The organism is Gordonia sp. X0973, assembly GCF_013348785.1.
GTDB lineage: Bacteria > Actinomycetota > Actinomycetes > Mycobacteriales > Mycobacteriaceae > Gordonia.
On the sequence record NZ_CP054691.1, the window covers coordinates 1 to 19,296 of the forward strand.

17 protein-coding genes and 2 tRNA genes are annotated in these 19,296 nt (G+C 67.5%); 14 read left to right on the top strand and 5 right to left on the bottom strand.

Features of this window, described 5'->3' with window-relative positions:
- The 10 genes from dnaA to HUN08_RS00050 all read left to right on the top strand — a co-directional run bounded on the left by dnaA (nucleotide 1) and on the right by HUN08_RS00050 (nucleotide 12,876).
- Nucleotides 1-1,515, top strand: a complete 1,515-nt coding sequence (gene dnaA, locus HUN08_RS00005; RefSeq protein ID WP_124246126.1) for a chromosomal replication initiator protein DnaA — start codon at nucleotides 1-3, stop codon at nucleotides 1,513-1,515.
- Between the two features lie 467 nt (nucleotides 1,516-1,982).
- The gene (dnaN, locus tag HUN08_RS00010) at nucleotides 1,983-3,152 is read left to right on the top strand and encodes a DNA polymerase III subunit beta (RefSeq protein ID WP_124246125.1); all 1,170 of its coding nucleotides are present in this window, start codon (nucleotides 1,983-1,985) and stop codon (nucleotides 3,150-3,152) included.
- 4 nt (nucleotides 3,153-3,156) lie between these two features.
- Complete coding sequence (gene recF, locus HUN08_RS00015; RefSeq protein WP_124246124.1) at nucleotides 3,157-4,371, top strand: DNA replication/repair protein RecF; 1,215 nt, start codon at nucleotides 3,157-3,159, stop codon at nucleotides 4,369-4,371.
- Nucleotides 4,364-4,933 carry a DciA family protein gene (locus tag HUN08_RS00020; protein WP_124246123.1) on the top strand — a complete coding sequence of 190 codons (570 nt, stop codon included), beginning with the start codon at nucleotides 4,364-4,366 and terminating at the stop codon, nucleotides 4,931-4,933. The genes recF and HUN08_RS00020 overlap by 8 nt, the downstream gene beginning before the upstream one ends.
- A 216-nt stretch (nucleotides 4,934-5,149) precedes the next feature.
- Nucleotides 5,150-7,192, top strand: coding sequence for a DNA topoisomerase (ATP-hydrolyzing) subunit B (gene gyrB / locus HUN08_RS00025; protein ID WP_124246122.1), 2,043 nt, complete (start codon nucleotides 5,150-5,152; stop codon nucleotides 7,190-7,192).
- A gap of 81 nt (nucleotides 7,193-7,273) precedes the next feature.
- Nucleotides 7,274-9,766: a DNA gyrase subunit A gene (gene gyrA, locus HUN08_RS00030; protein ID WP_124246121.1), complete on the top strand. Its 2,493-nt coding sequence runs from the start codon at nucleotides 7,274-7,276 to the stop codon at nucleotides 9,764-9,766.
- 24 nt (nucleotides 9,767-9,790) lie between these two features.
- On the top strand, nucleotides 9,791-10,774 hold the full coding sequence (locus HUN08_RS00035) for a DUF3566 domain-containing protein (protein WP_301546802.1): 984 nt from the start codon (nucleotides 9,791-9,793) through the stop codon (nucleotides 10,772-10,774).
- Between the two features lie 74 nt (nucleotides 10,775-10,848).
- Nucleotides 10,849-10,922: transfer RNA gene (locus HUN08_RS00040), tRNA-Ile, on the top strand.
- A 44-nt stretch (nucleotides 10,923-10,966) separates the two neighbouring features.
- Nucleotides 10,967-11,042 (top strand) — tRNA-Ala (locus HUN08_RS00045).
- A 40-nt stretch (nucleotides 11,043-11,082) separates the two neighbouring features.
- Nucleotides 11,083-12,876, top strand: a complete 1,794-nt coding sequence (locus HUN08_RS00050; protein WP_301546803.1) for a CocE/NonD family hydrolase — start codon at nucleotides 11,083-11,085, stop codon at nucleotides 12,874-12,876.
- A 46-nt stretch (nucleotides 12,877-12,922) separates the two neighbouring features.
- Here HUN08_RS00050 and HUN08_RS00055 read toward each other — a convergent pair whose 3' ends face one another.
- Together HUN08_RS00055 and HUN08_RS00060 are read right to left on the bottom strand one after the other, a co-directional pair.
- Nucleotides 12,923-13,885 (bottom strand): DUF4190 domain-containing protein, encoded by a 963-nt coding sequence (locus tag HUN08_RS00055; protein ID WP_124246120.1) that lies wholly within the window; start codon nucleotides 13,883-13,885, stop codon nucleotides 12,923-12,925.
- Between the two features lie 28 nt (nucleotides 13,886-13,913).
- On the bottom strand, nucleotides 13,914-14,057 hold the full coding sequence (locus HUN08_RS00060) for a hypothetical protein (protein ID WP_165353377.1): 144 nt from the start codon (nucleotides 14,055-14,057) through the stop codon (nucleotides 13,914-13,916).
- Between the two features lie 98 nt (nucleotides 14,058-14,155).
- Between HUN08_RS00060 and HUN08_RS00065 the strand changes: the two genes are divergently transcribed.
- From HUN08_RS00065 to HUN08_RS00075, 3 genes are all read left to right on the top strand, one after another.
- Nucleotides 14,156-14,671, top strand: coding sequence for a peptidylprolyl isomerase (locus HUN08_RS00065; RefSeq protein ID WP_301546804.1), 516 nt, complete (start codon nucleotides 14,156-14,158; stop codon nucleotides 14,669-14,671).
- Between the two features lie 38 nt (nucleotides 14,672-14,709).
- Nucleotides 14,710-15,414 carry a rhomboid family intramembrane serine protease gene (locus HUN08_RS00070; RefSeq protein WP_301546805.1) on the top strand — a complete coding sequence of 235 codons (705 nt, stop codon included), beginning with the start codon at nucleotides 14,710-14,712 and terminating at the stop codon, nucleotides 15,412-15,414.
- Nucleotides 15,415-15,537: 123 nt separating this feature from the next.
- A complete protein-coding gene (locus HUN08_RS00075) occupies nucleotides 15,538-15,687 on the top strand; it encodes a hypothetical protein (protein WP_165353376.1) in 150 nt (49 codons plus the stop codon).
- Nucleotides 15,688-15,740: 53 nt separating this feature from the next.
- Here the strand turns inward: HUN08_RS00075 and HUN08_RS00080 are convergent, their stop codons facing one another.
- Both HUN08_RS00080 and crgA read right to left on the bottom strand, forming a co-directional pair.
- Nucleotides 15,741-16,244 (bottom strand): PH domain-containing protein, encoded by a 504-nt coding sequence (locus tag HUN08_RS00080; protein ID WP_301546806.1) that lies wholly within the window; start codon nucleotides 16,242-16,244, stop codon nucleotides 15,741-15,743.
- 103 nt (nucleotides 16,245-16,347) lie between these two features.
- Nucleotides 16,348-16,638: a cell division protein CrgA gene (gene crgA, locus HUN08_RS00085; protein WP_124246117.1), complete on the bottom strand. Its 291-nt coding sequence runs from the start codon at nucleotides 16,636-16,638 to the stop codon at nucleotides 16,348-16,350.
- A 38-nt stretch (nucleotides 16,639-16,676) separates the two neighbouring features.
- Here crgA and HUN08_RS00090 point away from each other — a divergent pair, with 38 nt between their 5' ends.
- Nucleotides 16,677-17,339: an aminodeoxychorismate/anthranilate synthase component II gene (locus HUN08_RS00090; protein WP_124246116.1), complete on the top strand. Its 663-nt coding sequence runs from the start codon at nucleotides 16,677-16,679 to the stop codon at nucleotides 17,337-17,339.
- Between the two features lie 48 nt (nucleotides 17,340-17,387).
- Here the strand turns inward: HUN08_RS00090 and pknB are convergent, their stop codons facing one another.
- Complete coding sequence (gene pknB / locus HUN08_RS00095; protein WP_124246115.1) at nucleotides 17,388-19,292, bottom strand: Stk1 family PASTA domain-containing Ser/Thr kinase; 1,905 nt, start codon at nucleotides 19,290-19,292, stop codon at nucleotides 17,388-17,390.
- Between the last annotated feature and the right edge of the window lie 4 nt (nucleotides 19,293-19,296).

The window sequence follows — 19,296 nt, forward strand, 5'->3', positions numbered from 1 at the left end:
ATGACAGTCGCCGGGGACTCGTTTTCCGACGTGTGGATGGGCGTCCTGGACGAACTGACCGACGACACCCGCGTCAACCCGCCGCTGAGCCGACAGCAAAAAGCCTGGCTCTCACTCGTGCAACCGCTGACCCTCACCGAAGGGTTCGCGCTGCTCTCGGTCCCCAACCGCCTCGTCCAAGAACACATCGAACGCGATCTGCGCGACGTCATCTGCGGGTCCCTGTCCCGACTGCTCGGCCAGTCCGTCGACCTAGGTGTCCGCATCCAACCGATTCCCGTCGCCGCCGACGGGGCCGAACCCGATGGCACCCAACCGGACGTGAGCGAATCCGACGGGACCGAACCCGAGACCGCGGTGTCCGAGGACGGAAACGACGACACCTGGAAGTCGCGGCTGCGCCACTTCGACGGCCGCGACGGCGAGGACGACTGGTCCAACTCCTTCAGCCCGGGTGGCCAGTCGTCCGCCCCCACGTCGGGGAAGCTCAATCCCCGCTACACCTTCGACACCTTCGTCATCGGTGCGTCCAACCGGTTTGCCCACGCCTCGGCCGTCGCCGTCGCCGAGGCACCCGCCCGCGCCTACAACCCCCTGTTCATCTGGGGGGAGTCCGGCCTCGGCAAGACCCACCTGTTGCACTCGGCCGGCCACTACGCACAACGCCTCTTCCCGGAGATGCGCGTGAAGTACGTCTCGACCGAAGAGTTCACCAACGACTTCATCAACTCGCTGCGCGACGACCGCCGCGTCCAGTTCCAGCAGCGCTACCGTGACGAGATCGACATCCTCCTCGTCGACGACATCCAGTTCTTGATCGGACGAGAAGGAACGCAGGAAGAGTTCTTCCACACCTTCAACACGCTCCACAACGCGAATAAGCAGATCATCATCTCGTCGGACCGGCCGCCGCATCAGCTGGCCACCCTGGAGGACCGCCTGCGCACCCGCTTCGAAGGCGGCCTCATCACCGACGTCCAGCCGCCCGACCTCGAGACCCGCGTCGCGATCCTTCGCAAGAAGGCGCAGATGGACAAGCTCGACGTCCCCGACGACGTGTTGGTCTTGATCGCCTCGCATATCGAGCGCAACATCCGCGAGCTGGAGGGCGCACTGATCCGCGTCACCGCCTTCGCCTCGCTCACCAAAGAAGAACTCAACCGGTCCCTCGCCGAGGCGGTGCTCCGCAACCTCCTGCCGGAGACCGGCGCCGTGGAGGTCAGCGCGGCCCGGATCATGGCGGTGTCCGCCGACTACTTCGACGTCACGGTCGAACAGCTCAAGGGCCCGTCCCGCAAGGCCGAGATCATCACCCCGCGACATATCGCCATGTATCTGTGCCGCGAACTGACCGATCTGTCGCTGCCCAAGATCGGCGACGAGTTCAACCGCGATCACACGACGGTGATGAACGCCGACCGCAAGGTCCGCAAGGATATGGCCGCGAACCGGGAGATCTGGAACCACGTCCAGGAGCTCACGGCGCGCATCCGCCGCCGACCGAACCCCTCCTGAACGACTCGCCACACCACTCGATCCGAGATGCGTCACGGCGTCGAAGAAGGCGAATCCGCCAAACCCTCAACGACTCCCGCAGGGTTTCCCCCTCTGCCGCCGAGCGACCGAACCGCGGCTCGCGTCCCTGCCCAACCCTGTGGACGCGCGTCCGATAACCCCGTAGCGGGTGTGGACATCCGGTGGACAACCGATGAACAACTTTCCCGCCGTCCACATGCCGATCGATATCCCCCAGAGTTACCCACAACTGATCCACAACCAAAAATACCTATTGACCTCGTGGTTTCTGAGTTTCCCACAGAATCCACCATGCCTACTATCACTTCTAATCTCTTTAAAGAGATTTCTTTGAATAGCAGCGATGTGGACAACAGCGACCCATCCGGTCAGCAGCCCCGCTCCCGTCGAGGATCTTTTGCTACCCCACCCGCCAAGGCCGCCGTCAACGCTTTACAGTGACCACCATGAAGTTTCGTGCGTCACGCGACGAGTTCGCGGAGTCAGTGGCCTGGGTTGCCCGCAGCCTGCCGGCCCGCCCTCCGGTCCCGGTCCTCGGTTGTGTCGTTCTGACCGCCGATGACAACGGACTGACCGTCTCCGGGTTCGATTACGAGGTCTCCGCCCAGGAATCCATCGCGGCCGAGGTCGCCGAATCGGGCCGCGTGCTGGTGTCCGGTCGCCTTCTCGCCGATATCACCAAGGCGTTGCCGGCCAAACCCGTCGACGTCGGGCTCGACGGATCACGGGTCTCGATCACCTGCGGCAGCGCGAAATTCTCCCTCCCGACCATGCCGGTCGAGGACTATCCGGAGATGCCGACCATCCCGGCGACCACCGGAACGGTCCCGTCGACGATCTTCGCCGAGGCCATCTCGCAGGTCGCCGTCGCGGCCGGTCGCGACGACACCCTGCCCATGCTCACCGGCGTGCGCATCGAGATCGACGGCAAGACCGTGGTTCTCGCGGCCACCGACCGATTCCGGCTGGCCGTCCGCGAACTCGAATGGCAGCCGGAGGACGCCTCGGCCTCCGGCGCGGTCCTGGTGCCGGCGAAGACTCTTGCCGATGCCGCGAAGACCGCCGGCGGTGAGGCGGAAACCGAGATCGCACTGGCCTTCGGCAGCGGTACGGCGATCGGCGAGGACGGCATCTTCGGGATTCTGGGCGGTGGAAAGCAAACCACCACCCGGTTGCTCGACGCCGAGTTCCCCAAGTTCCGCCAACTCCTACCGGCCAGCCACACCGCGGTGGCCACCATCGAGAGCGCGCCGCTGCTCGACGCGATCAAGCGCGTGGCGCTCGTGGCCGATCGGGGCGCCCAGGTCCGCATGGAGTTCACCGAGGGCTCGGTGCTGCTCACCGCCGGCGGCGACGAGGCCGGCAAGGCCGAGGAGGAGCTGCCCGTGGTGTTCCACGGCGAGCCGCTCACCATTGCCTTCAATCCGGGATACCTGGCTGACGGCCTCAACGCGATCGGTGTGCCCACGGTCGACTTCGGGTTCACCACGCCCAGCCGTCCCGCGGTGTTGCGCCCGGCCACCGGTGACGAGCCGGTCGCCGACGAGAGCGGGGCCTACCTCGCTCCGGATTCGGTGTTCAGCTACCTGCTGATGCCGGTCCGCCTGCCCGGCTGATCGGTTGTTCGTCCGCGAGCTCGCGCTGCGAGACTTCCGGTCCTGGCGCGAACTCGATCTCGAGTTCGCCGCCGAACCGGCGATCTTGGTGGGCCGCAACGGATTCGGCAAGACCAATGTCTTGGAGGCGCTGTACTTCGCGACGAACCTCCGCTCGCACCGCGTCAGCTCGGATGCGGCATTGGTCGCCGACGGGGCGGATTCTGCTCGGATCGCCACCACCGTCCACAACGACGGCCGAGAACTCTCGATGGAACTCACCGTCAATCGGGTCGGGGCCAATCGGGTTTCGCTGAACACCCGTCCGGTGAAACGTCATCGCGAAGTCATCGGCGTGCTGCGCTCGGTGATGTTCGCGCCGGAGGATCTGCTCCTGGTCCGGGGCGAGCCGAACGACCGGCGCCGATTTCTCGACGAGGTGATCACCGGTCTCGGCCCGGGGGCAGTCGCCGCGAAGGCCGACTACGACCGGGTGCTGCGCCAACGCGCCGCGCTGTTGAAAACGGCCGGCGCCGCGCTGCGCCGCGGCGGCGACCACGCCGAATCCGTCATCAGCACCCTCGACGTCTGGGATGCACAGCTCGCGGGATTCGGCGCACAGGTCACCGCGAACCGGCTGGCTGTGACGAGAGCCGTCGGACCACATTTCGCGCAGGCCTATGCTGCGATCGCCCCGCATTCGCGACCGGCGTCGTTGGCCTACCGCGCGGCCGTCGGACCCGAGGTCGCCGAGGCCGACGGCGCGCCGCGACCGGTTGCCGACATCGAGCAGGTGCTGCTCGAAGCACTTGCGGCGGCCCGCGACAAAGAGATCGATCGCGGAGTCTGCCTAGTCGGACCGCATCGCGACGACCTGGACATCCGCCTCGGCGACCAGCCGGCCAAGGGTTACGCCAGCCACGGCGAATCCTGGTCGCTCGCGTTGGCGTTGCGCTTGGCCACCGTCGAATTGGCCCGGGCCGACGGCGTCGAACCGGTCATCATGCTCGACGACGTCTTCGCCGAGCTCGACTCGCGTCGCCGGGAACATCTCGTCGGGTACACCGCCGGGGCCGAACAACTGCTCGTCACCGCGGCAGTTCCCGAGGACCTCCCGCCCGGAGTGAGAGGTCGTCGGCTCACCGTCGAGATGAAACAGGACGAGGATGACGCGGCGGACACCGCTGTTTCTCGACGGTCACTCGTCGTCGGCGACGATAAACTGGACGACGATGAGTGAACCGGGCGAAACCTACGACCGCGCAGCAGCCGCGGCCGGTTCCGGCGAAGCCGAGCCCCCGCTGTCCGGGTACGAGTTGGCACGCAAGGCCCTCGAGGAGGCGCGCGCGAAGTCGAAGCAACGGCGCACGCCCCTGGGAAAACGGAATCTCGGCGCCGGTGGGACCAACCGGTCGCGACGGCGCTGGTCGTCGGCCGGTCCCGACCAGCGCGATCCGCAAGCGTTGGGTTCCCTCGTCGGCCGGCTGGCTCAAGCGCCCGGATGGCAGGCGCGGGTCGGTGCGGCGACGGTGATGAACACCTGGGATGCGATCGTGGGGGACGACATCTCGGCGCACGCCCGGCCCGACCGTCTCGACGGCACCATTCTCTACGTGGCGGCCGAGTCGACGGCGTGGGCGACCCAGCTGCGGTACGTGCAAAGCCAGATCCTCGCGAAGATCGCCGCGGCGGTCGGCGACGGCGTCGTCACCCAGCTCAAAATCTTCGGTCCGCAGGCACCGTCGTGGCGCAAAGGGCCGCGGCACGTACCCGGCCGCGGGCCCCGCGACACATACGGCTAGGGGCCGGTCCAGCGCCGCGGTTCCGTAGTTTTGGACGATCCGGCCACCAGAACGTCGAAAAAATCGATCTGAGAGCCGTCTAGCGGCCAGCCATCCCCGCTCTAGTGTGAGTGACCCAGTAGGATGGTCACAGTGCCCGAAGTAGGGCTGACGGGGGCTGAGACGCCCACGAGACGAAATTTACCTCGGCAGTGACAAAGGGAGCGGTGCAGGCGCGTGGCTGAAAAGAAGAAGTCGGCGAACAAGAGTGGCGAATACGGCGCCGACTCGATCAGCATCCTCGAGGGACTCGAAGCCGTCCGCAAGCGGCCCGGCATGTACATCGGGTCCACCGGTGAGCGCGGTCTGCACCACCTGATCTGGGAGGTCGTCGACAACTCCGTCGACGAGGCGATGGCCGGGCACGCGACCCGCGTCGACGTCACCCTGCTCGCCGACGGCGGCGTCGAGGTCGTCGACGACGGTCGCGGCATGCCGGTGTCGATGCACGCGACCGGGGTGCCCGCCGTCGAGGTCATCATGACCCAGCTGCACGCCGGCGGAAAGTTCGACTCCGATTCCTACGCGGTCTCGGGTGGTCTGCACGGCGTCGGCATCTCCGTCGTCAACGCCCTTTCGACGAAGGTCGAGCTGGAGATCGAGCGCGACGGCAACGTGTGGACGCAGACCTACCTGCACGCCGAGCCCGAACCCCTGGTCAAGGGTGCCGACTCCAAGCGGACCGGCACCACGGTTCGGTTCTGGCCGGACAGCGACATCTTCGAGACCACGACGTTCAGCGCGGAGACCATCGCGCGCCGCCTGCAGGAGATGGCCTTCCTCAACAAGGGCCTCACCATCACCTTGACCGACAACCGGATCTCCGACGACGAGGCGATCGCCGAAGCGGAGTTGGACGGCGACGGCACGGATCAGGCCGAGACGGTCAAGTCCGACGAGGAGAAGAAGGCGCAGGCCGCGGTCGTGCGGACCCGGACCTATCACTACCCGGACGGTCTCGTCGACTACATCAAGCACCTCAACCGCACGAAGACGCCGATCCACTCCTCGGTCATCGGGTTCGCCGCGAAGGGCGAGGGCCACGAGGTCGAGATCGCGATGCAGTGGAACAGCGGCTACGCCGAGTCGGTCCACACCTTTGCCAACACGATCAACACCCACGAGGGCGGTACCCACGAAGAGGGCTTCCGCGCCGCGCTGACCTCCACGGTCAACAAGTATGCGACCGAGAAGAAGCTCATCAAGGAGAAGGACGGCAAGCTCACCGGCGACGACATCCGCGAGGGCCTCGCCGCCGTCATCTCGGTGAAGGTCGCCGATCCGCAATTCGAGGGGCAGACGAAGACCAAGCTCGGCAACACCGAGGTCAAGAGCTTCGTGCAGAAGGCCTGCAACGAACACCTCGGGCACTGGTTCGAGGCGAACCCGGCCGAGGCGAAGACCATCATCCGCAAGGCGGTCGACTCGGCGCAGGCCCGTATCGCCGCGCGCAAGGCGCGCGAGCTGGTGCGTCGCAAGACCGCCACCGACATCGGCGGCCTGCCCGGCAAGCTCGCCGACTGCCGCAGCAACGACCCCACCAAGTGCGAGGTTTACATCGTCGAGGGCGACTCGGCCGGCGGTTCGGCCAAGTCCGGGCGCGACTCGATGTACCAGGCGATCCTGCCGATCCGCGGCAAGATCATCAACGTCGAGAAGGCCCGCATCGACCGCGTCCTCAAGAACGCCGAGGTGCAGTCGATCATCACCGCGTTCGGCACCGGCATCCACGACGAATTCGACCTGGCCAAGCTGCGCTACCACAAGATCGTGCTGATGGCCGACGCCGACGTCGACGGCCAGCACATCGCGACGCTGCTGCTCACCCTGCTGTTCCGGTTCATGCGACCGCTCATCGAGAACGGCCACGTCTACCTGGCGCAGCCGCCGCTCTACAAGTTGAAGTGGCAGAAGGGCGCCGAGCCGGAGTACGCCTACACCGACCGCGACCGCGACCGGCTCCTCGAGGACGGCCGCGCCGCCGGCAAGAAGATCAACACCGACGACGGCATCCAGCGGTACAAGGGCCTCGGCGAGATGAACGCCAGCGAGCTGTGGGAGACCACGATGGATCCGTCGATCCGCGTGCTCAAGCAGGTCACCCTCGACGACGCCGCCGCTGCCGACGAGCTCTTCTCCATCCTCATGGGTGAGGACGTCGCGGCCCGCCGCGGGTTCATCGCCCGCAACGCCAAGGACGTGCGGTTCCTCGATGTCTGATCACAGACCGATCGAATTGCCTTGCTCCACAACGCTTTTCGGTGACGACCAGCGGTCGTTGCCCGAACCGAAGAGGACCCGATGACCGACACCACGCTGCCCCCCGTCGACGACGACGGGCACGACCGCATCCTTCCTGTCGACATCCAGCAGGAGATGCAGAACAGCTACATCGACTACGCGATGAGCGTCATCGTCGGTCGTGCGCTGCCGGAGGTCCGCGACGGCCTCAAGCCGGTGCACCGCCGACTGCTCTACGCGACCAACGACGCCGGCTACCGCCCCGACCGCCCGTACGTGAAGTCGGCCAAACCGGTCGCCGAGACGATGGGCAACTACCACCCGCACGGTGACACCGCGATCTACGACGCGTTGGTGCGCCTGGCCCAGCCGTGGTCGATGCGCTATCCGCTGATCGACGGCCAGGGCAACTTCGGCTCGCGCGGCAACGACGGCCCCGCCGCCATGCGTTACACCGAGGCCCGCCTCACGCCGTTGGCGATGGAGATGCTGCGCGACATCGACGAGGAGACCGTCGACTTCGTCCCCAACTACGACGGCAAGACCGAGGAGCCGACGGTTCTGCCGGCGCGCATCCCGAACCTGCTGATCAACGGGTCCGGCGGTATCGCCGTCGGCATGGCGACCAATATCCCGCCGCACAACCTGAACGAAGTGGCCAACGCGGTGTTCTGGGCGCTCGAGCATCCGGAGGCCGGCGACGAGGAGATGCTCACCGCCTGCATGGAGGCGGTCAAGGGCCCCGACTTCCCGACCGCCGGACTCATCGTCGGCGGCCAGGGAATCCGCGACGCGTACACCACCGGGCGCGGGTCGATCCGCATGCGCGGTGTGGTGGACATCGAGGAGAACAGCAAGGGCGTCACCACCCTGGTCATCACCGAGCTCCCGTACCAGGTGAACCCGGACAACCTGATCCAGTCGATCGCCGAGCAGGTCAACGAGGGCAAGCTCAAGGGCATCAGCCGCATCGAGGACCAGTCGTCGGACCGCGTCGGCATGCGGATCGTCGTGACGCTGCGCCGCGACGGCGTGGCGAAGGTCGTGCTGAACAACCTGTACAAGCACAGCCAGCTGCAGACCAGCTTCGGCGCGAACATGCTCTCGATCGTCGACGGGGTGCCGCGCACGCTGCGCCTGGACCAGATGATCCGCTTCTACGTCGCCCACCAGATCGACGTCATCGTGCGCCGCACCCGGTACCGGTTGCGCAAGGCCGAGGAGCGCGCCCACATCCTGCGCGGCCTGGTCAAGGCGCTCGACGCGCTCGACGAGGTCATCGCGTTGATCCGTGCGTCGGCCAACACCGAGGCGGCCCGCACCGGGTTGATGGAACTGCTCGACATCGACGAGATTCAGGCCGACGCGATTCTCGCGATGCAGCTGCGCCGGCTCTCCGCGCTGGAGCGCCAGAAGATCGTCGACGAGCTCGCCGAGATCGAGCGGGTCATCGCCGACCTCCAGGACATCCTCGCCAAGCCGGAGCGCCAGCGCGCGATCGTGCGTGACGAACTTACCGAGATCGTCGACAAGTACGGCGACGAGCGTCGCACGAAAATCATTGCGGCAGAAGGGGATGTGGCCGACGAGGACCTCATCGCCCGCGAGGACGTCGTCGTCACGATCACCGAGACCGGCTACGCCAAGCGCACCAAGACCGACCTGTACCGCAGCCAGCGCCGCGGCGGGAAGGGCGTGCAGGGCGCCGGCCTCAAGCAGGACGACATCGTCGCGCACTTCTTCGTCTGCTCGACCCACGACTGGATCCTGTTCTTCACCACGAAGGGCCGCGTCTACCGGGCGAAGGCCTACGAGCTGCCCGAGGCCGCCCGCACCGCGCGCGGCCAACACGTCGCGAACCTGCTGGCCTTCCAGCCGGAGGAGCGGATCGCGCAGGTCATCCAGATCAAGGGCTACCAGGATGCGCCGTACCTGGTGCTGGCCACCCGCAACGGCCTGGTGAAGAAGTCCAAGCTCGAAGACTTCGACTCCAACCGCTCCGGCGGCATCGCCGCGATCAATCTGCGCGGCGAGGACGAGTTGGTCGCCGCGCGCCTGTGTAGTGCCGAGGACGACCTGCTGCTGGTCTCGGCGCACGGCCAGTCGATCCGGTTCTCCGCCACCGACGAGGCGCTGCGCCCGATGGGCCGACAGACCTCGGGTGTGCAGGGCATGCGGTTCAACGAGGGCGACGAGTTGCTCTCGATGGTCGTCGTCGACGAGAACGACTACCTGCTCTGCGCGACGTCGGGTGGTTATGCCAAGCGGACGGTGATGTCGGAGTACCCGGTGCAGGGTCGCGGCGGCAAGGGTGTGCTGACGATTCAGCACGACAAGCGGCGCGGCGACCTGATCGGGGCGCTGCGCGTCACCGACGAAAGCGAGCTCTACGCGATCACCTCGGCCGGCGGCGTCATCCGCACCCTGGCCAAGCAGGTGCGACGCGCCGGGCGTCAGACGAAGGGAGTTCGTCTGATGAACCTCGACGAAGGCACTACGCTGTTGGCGATCGCCCGAAACGCTGATGAGCCCGACGAGGATTCGACGGACTAACGCTAGAAGCATAGGAATCCACACGTGACTGACGAGCCGAAAACCACGTCTGACCAGCCTTCTGAGGATCAATCCGCGGATAAACAGTCCGGCACGGCCGCTGCCGCGAAGCCGACTGCGGGCGACGCCGTGTCGAACACGGTGGATTCGGCTGCCGGCGCGAATGCCGGGACCGACAAACCCGGGGTCAAACCGCCGTGGCAGCTCGCCGACGAGTTAGCGGCCGACACCGGTAAGGCGGCTGCCGGCGGTGCATCCGCCGGTGCCGAGCCCGCGTCGGCCAAACAGTCCGCGGCGAAGACGGCGGCCAAGGCGGCCGGGGCCAAGCCTCCCGCCGCGAAATCGGCGGGGGCCAAGGCAGCCCCGTCGCGGATCCCCGCGGCGAAGTCGACTGCTTCGAAGGCGCCCGCGAAGACGACGGGCAAGGCCAAGAAACCGCTGATCACCGGGACGGCCGCACCGAAGCTGGACGATGCGGCCGCGGAGTCGGCGGCCGATAGCAAACGCTTCGTCGAGTCGCCGACCCGCGACATCGGCCGCGCCGCGATCAAGGCGAAGGATCTGCCCGATCTCGACGAGATCCACGTGCAGTCGGCGAATGCTCTGCGTTCGGCGCCCACCCAGGTTGGGGCGGCGACCGGGGGGAGTCGTGCGCTGCGCGCGACGGTTCAGGTCCGTCGCATCGACCCGTGGTCGACGCTCAAGATCTCCGCGGTCCTGGCGGTGGTCGGCTTCTTCATCTGGATGATCGCCGTCGCCGTGCTCTACCTCGTCCTGGAAGGGATGGGTGTCTGGTCGCAGGTCAACTCGTCGGTGGGCACGTTCACCACCGACGGCGGCGGATCGACCGATGCGCTCGGAGCGGGAACAGTGTTCGGCTGGGCGTTCCTGATCGGGGTCGTCGACGCGATCATCCTGACCGCCCTGGCCAGCGTCGGAGCATTCATCTACAACCTCTGTGCCGACTTCATCGGCGGCATCGAGGTCACCCTCGCCGACCTCGACTGAGTCGCGCCGCTTGGGCGCGACCAGCAGTTTTGTGCCGGTAGCTGCACATACGGTAATGTCTGCTCTCGGTTCACGGGCCTATAGCTCAGGCGGTTAGAGCGCTTCGCTGATAACGAAGAGGTCGGAGGTTCAAGTCCTCCTAGGCCCACTACCCGTACCTGCCCGGCGAGAGAAGTCCCGTCGTTGGCTACCGGGGCCTTAGCTCAGTTGGTAGAGCGCCGCCTTTGCAAGGCGGATGTCAGGAGTTCGAATCTCCTAGGCTCCACCAGAAGGACTGACTCACAACTCCGTCCGATACCCTGAAGGTCATGTTTGCCCGCTGGCCACGGCGCCGTCGAACGTCGCCGTGGGGCGTCGTCGCGATGATCGTCGCGGCAATCCTCTGCCTGGGATTCGCGGGCGCGCCCCAGGCCCGCGCGGACAGCCAATTCATCCGGATGGGCAAGGTACCGGGGGGCACCTGGTATGGCGCCTACATCCCCGGCGTCGGCGGGGCCAACCTGTATGCCGACATCCTGCTGCCGCGCAAGCGCCAGGGCCGGATTCCGACGGTCATGATGATCGGCCCCTACTTCCAGCATGTGGAGACCAACGCGGCCGGCGTCCCGGTCCGCATCCCGGCGGATCGCTACAACGACTTCGTCTACGGCTCGCGGATGTTGGAGCGCGGATACGCGATCATCTCGGTCGACCTGCGCGGATACGGTGCCAGCGACGGATGCCCGGATACTAGCGGGGCGGTAGACCGGGGCGACCTGCGGGCGGTCGTGCGGTGGGCGGCGACGCGGAGCTGGTCGTCGGGAAAGATCGGTCTGTACGGGAAGTCCTATGACGGCGTCACCGGACTGATGGCCGCCGGCGAGCGAATCCCCGGCCTGGCGGCGGTGGTAGCCCAGGAACCGGTCTACGACTGGTACCGCTACCTGTACTCCAACGGCGTCCCCCGCACCACCCGCCTCGGCACGCCGCTCTCGCTGGTCTATACCTCGATCAGCCCCCGTCCGCCGAATGCCGGGGACCGACAGTGGCGCGACTATATGCAGCGCTCGGCGGTCAACCTCATCAACCCGATGTGCATCCCGGCGGCCTTCGCCGCGCAGCAGAACCCGATGTCGAACGACCGCTACTGGCGCGGCCGATCCATCCTGGCGCCGTTGAAGAACACCCCGGTGCCGATCTTCCTCTCGCAGGGATTCATCGACCAGAACACGGCTGCCGACGGCCTCACACAGCTGCTGCAGAATGCGGGCGGTCGGGTCACCGGGTGGCTCGGCATGTGGGACCACGTGCGCGGCACGGATACCGATGCGTCGACCTTGATGGGGGCGGTCGGCAACCGGTCCTCGATGGGTCGGCGCGACTACCTGGATCAGGTCGCCGCCTTCTACGACCACTACCTGCTGGGCAAGGGCACCGCGCCGAGCGGATTCCTGATCCAGGACAACACCGCGGCCTGGCGCGCCCAACCGCACTGGCCGCTGCACGCGTCGACGCGGTCGATCCCGCTCAAGCCGGGCGTCTACCGGCACAACGCCCAACAGGTGGCGGTGAAGATCAAGCAGGGCGGTCGCTGGATCGCCACCCAGATCGACGGCATCGCGGCCGCGTCGGACAATTGGCAGCCGACGCTGGATGAAGCCGGCAACGGGGTCTGGACCCTGCTGCCCGCCGAATCCGCGCCGACCCGCATCAGCGGCGCCCCGGAGGTCACCCTGTCCACGCGGGTGTCCAACCCGAACTCGAGCCCGATCACCAGGCGGACCCCGGTGGCCGTCGACCTCTACGACGTCGGTCCCGCGGGGGAGGCGACCCTGATCACCCAGAACGTCGCGATGCTGAGCGCCGATCGGACGACTTTCCAGCTGTACGCGACCGACTGGTTGTTGCGCGCCGGTCACCGACTCGCGATCCGCGTCACCGATTCCAACCGGGGTCGCTGGGACTATCCGAGCCCGCCGAACGGAGCACGCGTCACCGTCACGTCGGGGCGGTTGGACCTGCCGCTGTCACCGGCCGCCGCGGGAGAGCCGACGACCGGGACCTCGAACTCGAGCCTCGACGGCTACCTGGCCCGTTACCGGTATCCAGTGCCGAGACGCTGAGCGGCCGAGACCCTGTGCCTCGCGGCGAGGATCGGCGTGGCTGGGCTCAGCTCCCGCCGAGCAGGAAGATCAGATAGGTGGTCAGCCCCAGCGCGAAGGCCGTGATGTAGGCCCAGCCGATGAAGAGGGCGGCGACGGCATAGGGATCGCCGCTCTGCCCGGTGGCCGCGATCTCGCGACGCGCCTTACGGCCCAGGTAGATGCCCACCGGGGCGCTGATCCCGAAGAACGAACAGAGCAGCGCGGGCATCGCGTTCTTGTTGACCGGTGCTTCGTCGTGCTCGACGACCCGCGGGCCGGTCGCGGCCTTGGCCCCGGATTGGGTCGACGCGCGGCCGGCGGAGTCGGAGGTCGGCTCGGCCGGCTTGTTCTTGGGCCGGGTGTACGGGTTGCTCGGAGAGGGTGCGGGCGGTGCGGCGCTCGTCGTCGAACCCCCCTCGGCGGCCGACCAGGCTTGGTTCGCCTTGGCCAGACTCGGCGTGGGTGGCCGTCCGGCCGGCGGGGCCGGAGGCGTGAAACCGGGGCCCGAGCCGGAGGGGGTTCCGCTCCGCGCCGGGCCGGTCGGCTTCGCCGTCGGATGGGTGGTGGGGATGACGGTCGTCGCCTGGCCGGGGGCCGGTCCCGGACGATTCCCCGGCGCGGGGCTCGAGCTGGCGGCCAGAGGCGGGGGGACGGCTCCGGGAGCGGCCGGAGCCGACGGGTTGCGCTTCCCCGGGGCGTTGGCCACCTGGGTCGCGGCGGCGGACGGGTCGGAGGTGCCGGCGGGGGGTCGACGGCGGCGCGGCTGCTTGCCCGCGTCTGCCCCGGCGTTGCCGGGTTTGGGCGTCGGATTGGCCGGTGGAGCCGGGATCGGCGGACCGGCGGCGGGAGGCGACCAGGACCGGCCACGGGTGGACGGTGGCGTCGAGGCCCCGCCCGAGGCGGAGGTCGCGGGTCGAGCGGGCGGCGCGGGTCGTCGATCCAACGGACTGCTGCCCGATGAATCGTCCCTGCGCTCGTGTGAACTCATGTGGCCAAAACTACCCGGTGACGTCGTGTCAGTGCGAGAAGTCGGAGACGCGGGGCGGCGCGTCGGCAATGGGAGGGACCGATCCGGAGCCGAGCCGTCGGCGTACCGCGGCCGCGGCGACGGCCAGCGCCAGTGCCGCTAGCGCCGCGGTGACGAGAGATTTGAGACCCATGGGTTACAGCCTGCCAAAACCGCGCCGTCCTGGCCAAACGCCCGGACGCATCGCGTGCCGTACTCCCGAGACGAAACCGAAGGTGGTTGGATAGAGCAGTGACGAATACAGCGATCATCCACACCAATCGCGGCGACATCGCCGTGACCCTGTTCCCCAACCACGCGCCGAAGACCGTGGCGAACTTCACGGGCCTAGCCGACGGCTCGAAGGAGTACAGCACCGCGAACGCCGCCGGTGGTGATTCGGGACCGTTCTACGACGGCTCGGTCTTCCACCGCGTCATCGACGGCTTCATGATCCAGGGCGGCGACCCGACCGGCACCGGTCGTGGCGGCCCCGGCTACAAGTTCGAGGACGAATTCCACCCCGAACTCGTCTTCGACAAGCCCTACCTGCTGGCGATGGCCAACGCCGGACCGGGCACCAATGGCTCGCAGTTCTTCATCACCGTCGGACCGACCCCGCATCTCAACCGTCGCCACACCATTTTCGGTGAGGTCGCCGACGACCAGTCGCGCAAGGTCGTCGACGCGATCGCGACGACGGCGACCGGGCCGGGTGACCGCCCCGTCGACGAGGTCGTCATCGAGTCCATCGAGCTGAAGGACTAGCGATCACCGTCCCGACGACCGGGCCGGGCACCGCCACCGTGCGGGCCCGGCCGCTGGTCACTTACGCCCTGATCGCGGTCAACGTCGCGGTCTACGCGGTCTGCTACGCGCAGGCGGGCACCGGCAACTTCTACGATTCGATCGACTCGCCGGTATTCGAGAACTCGATCCTGCGCCCCGGCCTCGTCGCCGACGGTGAGTATTGGCGGCTGCTGACCTCGGGTTTCCTGCATCTTTCGGTGACGCACATCGCGGTGAACATGATCTCGTTGTTCATCCTCGGGCGGTTGATCGAACCGATCCTCGGGCCGGGCCGGTTCCTGTTGATCTACCTCGCCTCGTTGTTCGGCGGAAGCGCCGCGGTCGTCGCGGTGACCTCGGCCTCCCAGGGAACCGCCGGGGCCTCCGGCGCGATCTACGGGCTCATGGGGGCGATGCTGGTGATCGTCCTCAAGCTCAAGGCGCCCCCCGGTCAGGTCGTGGCGATCATCGCCATCAACCTGGTCTTCTCGTTCTCCGTGCCGGGCATCTCCCTCGTCGGCCATCTCGGCGGACTGGTCTTCGGGATCATCGCGACAGTGGTGGCGCTGTACGCGCCCCAGGCGGTGATGAGGTTGGCCGGCGGCATGCCCACACCCGAGCTGCGCCGCCGTGCGACGACTTGGGGGTGGATCGGGCTGTGCGCGGTCCTCGCGGTGGCGATCGCGCTCGGCGTCGTGTTGCCGTCGGCCCGCGGACTCTAGCCGGGCGCGACTCCCAGCGTTCTCGCAGGTAGCGACCAGCGGTCGTCAAACATGATCGCCTAGATTCGAGTCTTGAAGAGCCGTGGCCTTTGCGGGGGCCACCGACCAACTAGGAGAAGCGGCATGTTCTACCTCCCCGTGCGGCGTGGTCGCCGCTTCGTCGCCGATCGCTGCGATTCCTGCGGGCCGGAACAGCCGGGACGCCAAGCACGCGGCAAGGCCCGTTGCTACAACAGCAGCACGGGTCGCTGGGAATGGCGCTACTGCTACTGAGACGAGTCGACTGACGGCCCGGGGGGAAACCCCGGGTCGTTTGCTATCCGGAGCTATCCGGATAGTTCGACGGGAAACCCGGCGTCGGCGAGGGTCTGTGCCACCGCCCGCGGATCGGCGCCCAAGTCCCAACGGCCGAACACGATGAGCCGCGACCCCTCCGGCGGCAGGCCGGCGGCGGTGTCGCCACGACGGTCGCCGGGTGCCTCGGTCGCCGGGTCGTCGACGGTCGAGGTGCTCACCAGGTCCAGTTCGAGCTGGCTGGAGCGCCGCCCGATGTGGCGCATCTCCAGCACCCGGATCCGATAGACCTCGTCGCGGGTGTAGGAACGCTGCCCGGACATCGTGCGCACCGTCAGCAGGTTGTCGCCGATGGCGAGGCGCGGGCGCAGGCGCAGGGCCGCGACCCCGAAGAACACCAGGCCGGAGACAGCGATCACGACCAGGATCAGACCGATCGGGTCGAGGCCGGCGGCGAATGCCCCGACCAGCAGGACCAGCGCGCCGAAGAGCAGTGCATAGGCGAATGCCAGCGGTGTCGACCAGGACGCATTCATCGGCTTCTCCTAGTTATCCACAGGGGTTACGCACAGTGGGGATAAATTACACACATGTAATTTCCACAGTGGGGATAACTCCTGGAGGTCTGATCAGCGCAGGTCAGCGCCATTTCATGGTCATCAGCAACCCGACGACCATGAATGCGAAGCCGATGAGGAAATTCCACGAGCCGAGGTCGGCCATCCACTTCAGGATCTGGCCGTCCTTGCTGTACAGACCGGTCTGCGCGGCGAGGTAGAAGACGATCAGCCAGATCAGGCCGAGCAGCATGAGGCCGAACATGACGGTGAGGTACAACCAACCGGACGGACCGGCCTTGACCTTGACCGGAGTACGGTTCGCCGTGGAGATCGTGTAGTCAGTCTTCTTGCGGACTTTTGACTTGGGCATGTGGCGATTATCCCATGACGGCGCAGTAGCCTGTCCATGTGAGTCAGGAAAGCCCCAGGATCCTCGTCATCGACAACTACGACAGCTTCGTCTACAACTTGGTCCAGTACCTGGGCCAGCTGGGCGTGGCGGTCGACGTCTGGCGCAACGACGATCCCGCCCTGAGCGCCGCACCGCTGACCGAGATCATCTCCGGCTACGACGGTGTGCTGCTGAGTCCCGGCCCCGGGACGCCGGAGCGGGCCGGGGCGACGATGGACGTCGTGCGGGCCGCGCGGGAAACCCGCACCCCGCTGCTGGGCGTGTGCCTGGGACATCAGGCGATCGGCGCCGTCTTCGGCGGAACCGTGGACCGTGCCCCGGAGCTGCTGCACGGCAAGACGTCGTTGGTCCACCACGACGGGCGGGGCGTGCTCCGCGGGCTGCCCGACCCGTTCACCGCGACGCGCTACCACTCGCTGACGGTGCTCCCCGAGACGATCCCGGAGGAGCTGGAGGTGACCGGGCGCACCGAGAACGGCATCGTCATGGCGATGGTTCATCGGGACCTGCCGATCCACGGGGTGCAGTTCCACCCGGAGAGCGTGCTGACGCAGGGCGGGCACCGGATGTTGGCCAATTGGCTCGCGGTGTGCGGCTTCGACGTCGATGACGCGCTCGTCGACCGCCTCGAGCAGCAACTCGCCGCGGCGCTCGGCTGACGTGCTCGCTGGCGTGCGCTGATCCGCGCGGGCCGGGCTAAGCCTTGCTCAGCCGATCAGGCGGCTCTCGCCGACGACGATGCTGACGCCGTCGTCTTTGCGGATGGCCGATCCGGCCGGCGGATCCTGCGCGACGATGCGCCCGTTGTCCGGATGCCCGAGCGGCAGCGAGCGCGTCGACTGGGTCAACGTCGAGACCCGCCAGCCAGCGGAGGCCAGCGCGGCGCGTGCCTGGGCCGGTGTCTTCCCGACCAGGTCGGGCACGACGAACATGTTCCCGCGCGACACCGTGACCGTGACGGTCTGATCGTCGGTGATCGTGCTGCCGGCGTCGGGCGAGGTCATGACGACCTCGCCGCGCGGCATCTCGGAGTCGCCGGGAACGACGGTCATCTGGACGCCCAGTTGCTTGAGGATCGCCCGCGCCTGGTCCTCGGTCTCGCCGACCAGCTCGGGGATCGTCACCTTCTTGGGCCCCTGGCCGATGTGGACGACGATCACCGAGTTGACCTCGGTGTCGGCGTTGACCGGCGGCGTCGTGCTCACCGCCTTGTCGATCAGGTCGCGCGGGGAATCGGTCTTGTCGGTCTTGATGACCGTGAAGCCGAGCGACTTGAGCATCTTGATCGCGTCGGCCTTGGATTTGCCTTTGACGTCGGGCATCTTCTGCCGCTGCGGCCCGGTGGAGATGTACAGCGTCACCTCGGAGCCCTCGGCGGTGAGCACCCCGCTGCCCGGCGTCGACCGCGTCGCGTTGCCCGCCGGGACCTCGAGACTGGATTCCTGCATGGTCTTCACCTTGAAACCCGCATCCGAGAGGGATTTCTTGGCGTCCTGTTCCGACTGCCCCGCGACCTTCGGCACGGCGTGCTGCGGTTCCGAACCGGAGGAGAATCCCCAGTACAGCAGTCCGCCGACGAGAGCGATGACGGCGACGAGCGCGGCCAGCGCCCGCATCCGGCGCTGCCGGAACACCGACTGCTCGTCGGCCTCGGGAGCGGCGGCGGGGTCGTGCCGCCCGCCCGGCGTCGGCCGGACCCGGGCGCGTGAACCGGTGTCGATCAGATCGGTGCGCTCCGCCGCGGACATGATCATCGGTGCCGACGGGCGCTGACCCGAGAGCACGCGGATCATGTCGGCGCGCAGCTCGGCCGCCGTCTGGTACCGGTTCTCCGGATTCTTGCTGATCGCCTTCAGGATGACCGAGTCGAGCGCCGGCGAGATGTCGCTGCGCAGATCCGACGGCAGCGGCGGGTCTTCGTGCACGTGCTGGTGGGCGACGGCGACCGGTGAGTCACCGGTGAACGGCGGTTCGCCCGTGAGGAGCTCGAACAACACGCAGCCCATCGAGTAGATGTCGCTGCGCGGATCCACCTTGAGGCCGCGGGCCTGCTCCGGGGAGAGGTACTGGGCGGTGCCCATGACGGCCGAGGTCTGCGTCATCGTCGCGCCGGTGTCGTTCATCGCGCGCGCGATGCCGAAGTCCATCACCTTCACCGCGCCGGTGCGGTCGATCATGACGTTCGCCGGTTTCATGTCGCGGTGCACGATGTGGGCGCGGTGCGAGAAGTCCATCGCCGCGGCGACGTCGGCCATCCAGGTCAGCGCCTGGCGCTCGCTCAGCGGGCCGTCGGCGCGCAGGATGTCGCGCAGCGTCTCGCCCTCGACGTATTCCATGACGATGAAGGGCAGCGGGCCGTCGTCGGTCTGCGCCTCGCCGGTGTCGAAGACCTGGACGATCGTCGGGTGGTTGAGCTTCGCGGCGTTCTGCGCCTCGCGGCGGAACCGCAAGTAGAAGCTGGGGTCCCGGGCGAGGTCTGCGCGCAACACCTTGATGGCCACGTCCCGGTTCAGCAGCAGGTCGCGGGCGAAGTGAACCTCGGACATGCCGCCGAAGCCGAGCGTCTCGCCCAGCTGGTAGCGATCGGAGAGGTGATGCGGGGTCGTCGTCATCGGA

What these genes read in the sequence shown, in the direction of transcription:
- HUN08_RS00050 (WP_301546803.1), top strand. Translation starts at nt 11,083, where the DNA reads ATGTTTGCCCGCTGGCCACGGCGCCGTCGAACGTCGCCGTGGGGCGTC.
- crgA (WP_124246117.1), bottom strand. Translation starts at nt 16,638, where the DNA reads ATGCCCAAGTCAAAAGTCCGCAAGAAGACTGACTACACGATCTCCACG.
- gyrA (WP_124246121.1), top strand. Translation starts at nt 7,274, where the DNA reads ATGACCGACACCACGCTGCCCCCCGTCGACGACGACGGGCACGACCGC.
- pknB (WP_124246115.1), bottom strand. Translation starts at nt 19,292, where the DNA reads ATGACGACGACCCCGCATCACCTCTCCGATCGCTACCAGCTGGGCGAG.
- HUN08_RS00020 (WP_124246123.1), top strand. Translation starts at nt 4,364, where the DNA reads ATGAGTGAACCGGGCGAAACCTACGACCGCGCAGCAGCCGCGGCCGGT.
- HUN08_RS00055 (WP_124246120.1), bottom strand. Translation starts at nt 13,885, where the DNA reads ATGAGTTCACACGAGCGCAGGGACGATTCATCGGGCAGCAGTCCGTTG.
- HUN08_RS00075 (WP_165353376.1), top strand. Translation starts at nt 15,538, where the DNA reads ATGTTCTACCTCCCCGTGCGGCGTGGTCGCCGCTTCGTCGCCGATCGC.
- dnaN (WP_124246125.1), top strand. Translation starts at nt 1,983, where the DNA reads ATGAAGTTTCGTGCGTCACGCGACGAGTTCGCGGAGTCAGTGGCCTGG.
- HUN08_RS00060 (WP_165353377.1), bottom strand. Translation starts at nt 14,057, where the DNA reads ATGGGTCTCAAATCTCTCGTCACCGCGGCGCTAGCGGCACTGGCGCTG.
- dnaA (WP_124246126.1), top strand. Translation starts at nt 1, where the DNA reads ATGACAGTCGCCGGGGACTCGTTTTCCGACGTGTGGATGGGCGTCCTG.
- HUN08_RS00080 (WP_301546806.1), bottom strand. Translation starts at nt 16,244, where the DNA reads ATGAATGCGTCCTGGTCGACACCGCTGGCATTCGCCTATGCACTGCTC.